The sequence below is a fragment of the Caldithrix sp. genome (assembly GCF_056497305.1).
In genome coordinates, this window is the sequence record NZ_JBSMDE010000055.1 from 1 (window position 1) to 4,827 (window position 4,827).

Annotated in this window: 3 protein-coding genes; 2 read left to right on the plus strand and 1 reads right to left on the minus strand. The window is 39.1% G+C overall.

Annotated elements, in window-relative coordinates:
• Positions 1-500: hypothetical protein (locus tag ACWB0I_RS04450; protein ID WP_479386832.1), on the minus strand; the 500-nt coding region annotated here is incomplete at its 3' end.
• A 146-nt stretch (positions 501-646) separates the two neighbouring features.
• On the opposite strand from ACWB0I_RS04450, the gene ACWB0I_RS04455 reads away from it, so the two are divergent.
• Both ACWB0I_RS04455 and ACWB0I_RS04460 read left to right on the plus strand, forming a co-directional pair.
• Positions 647-3,175 carry an ATP-binding protein gene (locus tag ACWB0I_RS04455; protein WP_479386833.1) on the plus strand — a complete coding sequence of 843 codons (2,529 nt, stop codon included), beginning with the start codon at positions 647-649 and terminating at the stop codon, positions 3,173-3,175.
• A 16-nt stretch (positions 3,176-3,191) separates the two neighbouring features.
• Positions 3,192-4,610 carry a sigma-54-dependent transcriptional regulator gene (locus tag ACWB0I_RS04460; protein WP_479386834.1) on the plus strand — a complete coding sequence of 473 codons (1,419 nt, stop codon included), beginning with the start codon at positions 3,192-3,194 and terminating at the stop codon, positions 4,608-4,610.
• Positions 4,611-4,827 lie beyond the last annotated feature (217 nt).

Below are 4,827 nucleotides of genomic sequence, written 5' to 3' on the forward strand. Positions count from 1 at the left end.
TAGGGCTGTTCTACTTTAACTCCTTTTCGGAGCGTTTCAATTTTTTGTACTTGTTGCGGGCTAACAATAATGGTTGTATCCAGTTTACATTTTTTAAATATTTCTGTTAAAGAAGCCGGACGGGTGATTAAAATAATCTGCCCGTTTTCTAAATTGATTTCTGTTATTTTCACGGCAAAACCAGCCTGCCATTGACCGATGATAAAATGTTCCTTTTTTAAACGCTTTAATAATGAGGCGGAATAATTAAATTTTATCGTATCTCTGTCAGGCGAAACATATTCAATGAGGTTTTGTTCACTTTCCTCGAGAATGGTAACATCGTTTTTTAGCACGATCTCGTCAGAATCTACAGGCTCAGCTGGATTTTTAGAACAAGATCCAATTAGTAAATAAAGAGACAACAAAATGATAATTCGCCGCATATTTTTACACCTTTTATGAATTTTAAATATGTGATTTACCTCAACCAACATCCCTGTTTTCTGTGATATTTTCAAAAAGCATGCCAGATCAAAAAGGAGGCAAATTCAAGGCGTTTTGAAAAAAAATGGCATTTTTTGCCAATTTTTTTAAATTTCAACTGTAGTAAAAAAACAACATTTTTGAGCTTCCCTTGAGTCATGATAATAAAGTTGGGGCGCGTATGATGGTTAGTTTTTTGCGTAATCATTCTCTGCACTCTATTTTCAGGATGATTGCCGTACCCACCGTGCTTATCACTGGCTTCGTTGTATATATAATAGCCAGCAAAACCTTGCATTATAAATTGGATGCAAGCTATTATCCGGTAAATAGAATGCTTGAATTGTACCACGACTTTGATAAAGACGGCTACAGCGAGCTTATTCAGGCATTCTATGATCCGCAAATTCATCACAGCCACATCATTGTCAATAAACATACGGGCGCTGTTATCAATGAATGGGTTGTGCCGGGTTTTTGTTCCTTTGAAAGAGATTTAAGGAAACAGTGGATTGATTTTGGCGATGTGAATCGTGATAACTTTGATGAACTCATTCTGTTTATTCAGCAGAATGATTCGCTGTTTTTAACGGTCATCGACGTAAAAAATTCCGAAAACAATCAGGGGAAATATATTATTCCGCGATCATTCCTTTTAAAGCGCAGTCTCCAAAATATTGGATTACCCTGGGACGTTTATTTTAATCATCACGCTGTGGTCGATCTAAATAATGACGGTCAGGTAGAATTGGTTTTCACTCTGGTGTCTGGGTACAGCCTTGCACCCAGAGGTATCTATATCTATGATTTTAAGCAAAAGAAGATCGCTCATCAATATGAAACCAATGCCTCATTAATGGAGATGGATTTTTTTGATCTGGATGGTGATGGAAAAAAAGAGATCGTTGTTTCTACCTATGCCGGCGGTAATTTCCCGCCTGAAGCGCCCCAGTCGGATTTTTATAGTTGGGTTTTTGCTTTTGATGATAAACTACAGCCATTATTTGAACCTATTAAGTTAAACGGATTCACCTCATTGTTTAACGGCATAGGCGTTAGAGAGGGCGATGAACGCTGCATTTTAGGCCTGGCCAGCGATACCGGAAAAAGCAACGAACCCGCCAGATTGTTAAAAATAAATATGAAGGGCAAAATTATAAAATCGCTTGAGATTCCCGTAGCCAATAAATGGACTCCTTATCTTTTTCGTTTTGAGGATGATTCCGTCCTATTTATTATTGTAGATCAACATAATAAAGTACTCTGTTTTAATAAACATTTTAAATTACTTGGTCAGAAGCAATTTAAAAATCGCATTTGCTTTTACTCGCCGGTCGATCTGGATCGCGACGGACAAAAAGAGCTGCTGGCTACCACGCCGTTTAGCCTGTTAGTATTCGATAAAAAATTAAACCTGTTGGCTCAAAGCGAGACCAACATAGTCAAAACTTTGCCGCTGATTTCCATCAAAGAAGATGGAAGGGAGAACAACAAAAAGATATATCTATCAACAGATGGGGCACGGACTGTCTATTCCTATATGGCTTATCCCCTGTATAAAAATAGAAAGTTTTTGCTGGCTCTGGGCCTATGGTTGGGATTGGTATTATTTTTGCTATTTCTAAATTCTAACGGGATTCAATTCGTTGTGCGATGGAATGCGCTTTCGATCATTCAAAAAATCAACCAATTGGGAATATTAATAACGGACGACAGGGGAAGAGTGTTGTTACACAATATGGCGTTTTTAAACCAACTCCATTTAAAAGAAGTATTTGAAAAAGGAAAACCCATTAAATCGCAACTGGAAAATCACGCGCAGCTCGTTGCTTTATTAGAGGAAGCCATGAAAGAGAAAGAAGAAGTTAAACGATCGATAGCCATAAATGGCGATATGAACACCATTGCGATATCGCCAATCCGCGGCTGGCCCGGGTGTGTCGTTGGCTATTATGTGGAAGTGTTGGACAAAGAAGCGGATTGTGTGGATGAACGAACCAAAATCTGGACCAATACCATAAAAAAATTAGCCCATGATATTAAAACTCCCTTATCCAATATTGAAGTTGGCGTTCGAACAGTTAAAGATTCTCTCGAGCAGAATACCGAGACGCCTAAAAATATTTTAATTGAAGACCTTGATATCCTGAGTCGTGAAGTCAAACGTATCACCAACATTGTGCGTAATTTCCTGAAATTTGTTAATCTGGAAAAACCAAGATTTCAATTATCCGATATTCATCAATGTATTAATAAAAGTATTGCCCATTTTGAAGCTTATTGGAAAAATAACTTTTCGATCGAAGTGGAATTTGAACCGGAAATGCCCCCGTTTTATTTCGATCCCCAACAGCTGGAGTTGGTATTCAACAATTTGATTAAAAATGCTTTGGATGCTCTTGGCGAAAATGGAAAAATTATTATTCGCAGCTCATTAATTGAAGATGAAATTTCTCAGAAGCCGCAGCATTTCTGTGAAATTGAAGTGAGCGATAACGGTATGGGTATTACGAAGGAAAAACTAATGTATATTTTTGAACCAGATTTTACGGATAAAAAAGAAGGCAGCGGGATGGGGCTGACCATCGTAAAAAAAATAATAGAGGATCATGGAGGAGAAATAAAGGTTTTTAGCACGCCGAATTTAGGTACAACGTTTCGTGTTTTGTTACCATTAAAAAGAGAAGTGAGCGAAAAAGGTTTACATTAAGCCTGGAAAGGGAATAATGCAGTCCAGCAAAGTATTGATCGTGGATAATGATCCGATTTTTTTGCGCACCACCAAACGATTTTTAGAAACTCATGGATACAACGTGCAAACCATTGGCAATCCCACTCAGGTTTTTCAGCTCATTTCCGATCAGGTTTTTCACTGTGTGCTGTTAGATGTCAAAATGCCGGCCATGAGCGGCATTGATGTGTTAAAAACCATTCGCAAAAAAAATAGCGCTATTCCTGTTATTATGATTTCTGGAGAAAGCACGATCAACATTGCTGTGGAGGCGCTTAAAATTGGAGCTTATGATTTTATTGAAAAGCCAGTCGAGAGTAGTCGCCTGTTAAATACCATCCATAATGCCATAGATAAGTTTCGGTTGTTAGAAGAAAATCAATCTTTTTTTCGCGAGCTACAAAAGAATTTTCAGATTATTGGCGTGAGTTCCGCCATTCGCTGGGTGATAAAAATGATCCGGAGAGCGGCCGAGGTTGAAAGCAAAGTGCTGATTACCGGAGAAAGCGGCACGGGTAAGGGGTTGGTGGCCAGAGCCATTCATTACCAGAGCGCGCGTAAATCTAAACCGTTTATCATCACCAATTGCGCCGCCATCCCTTCAGAATTATTGGAAAGCGAATTGTTTGGCCATAAAAAAGGCACCTTTACAGGCGCTATCAAAGATCAAAAAGGGAAGTTTCTGGCTGCCGATGGGGGCACGATCTTTTTAGATGAAATCGGCGACATGGATGTTAACATGCAGGCCAAACTGCTCAATGTGTTGCAAGAAAAGAAAATTCAGGTTATTGGCGATCCCTTTCCACAGTCTATTGATGTACGCGTTATTGCTGCCACCAACAAGAACATTGAGGAGATGATTAAAAAGGGAATGTTTCGCGAAGACCTGTATTACCGCTTAAATGTCATTCATATCCATATCCCACCATTAAGAGAGCGCAGGGAGGATATTTTACCTTTAACCTACTACTTTTTACAGAAATATAGTAAAGAACTTAATAAACCTGTTTTACGCGTGCACCATCTGGTAGAATCTGTTTTAAAAAATCGTCCATGGCCGGGAAATGTACGAGAATTGGAAAATACGATTGAGCGATTGGTGGTTTTTGCCGAAAATGAAGAAATTAATATGGATGACTATTTACGCATTAACCATATCAATCCGGAATTCTGGAATAAAATACTGGACAGCGAACATTTTTCTTATTTGAATTTGCATCAGGCGTTGGAGACCTTTGAATATAAATATCTCTCTTACGTGCTGGAGCAAAACAACTGGAACGTTCAGCGAACAGCCAAAATTTTAGGCGTCGACCGCTCGAACATGTACAAAAAATTTAAAAAATATGGAATTAGCCTGAAAAGAAAACAGATAGAAAATGGGATATCCAATAGAGATGATGAGGAAGCCTGATGATGAACCAAGGCTTACGGTTTTGTTTTTGATGAGCAATTGATGTCCAGGTTTTACCTCATCGCCCACCGTAATGGAGAAGTCCAATGCTATTTGCGGCGGAGCATTTCTTATCCTAAAAAAGAGAAAAGCGGAGCGCTCTTTCAGAGCGCTCATTGCTGCGGTGAAGAAAATGGCCCGGGGCAGCGCCCCGGGCCATCATATCTATCACCCGTCG

Bases quoted from the DNA above. Each gene is read 5' to 3' on its own strand.
- ACWB0I_RS04455 (WP_479386833.1), top strand. From the start codon at position 647: ATGATGGTTAGTTTTTTGCGTAATCATTCTCTGCACTCTATTTTCAGG.
- ACWB0I_RS04460 (WP_479386834.1), top strand. From the start codon at position 3,192: ATGCAGTCCAGCAAAGTATTGATCGTGGATAATGATCCGATTTTTTTG.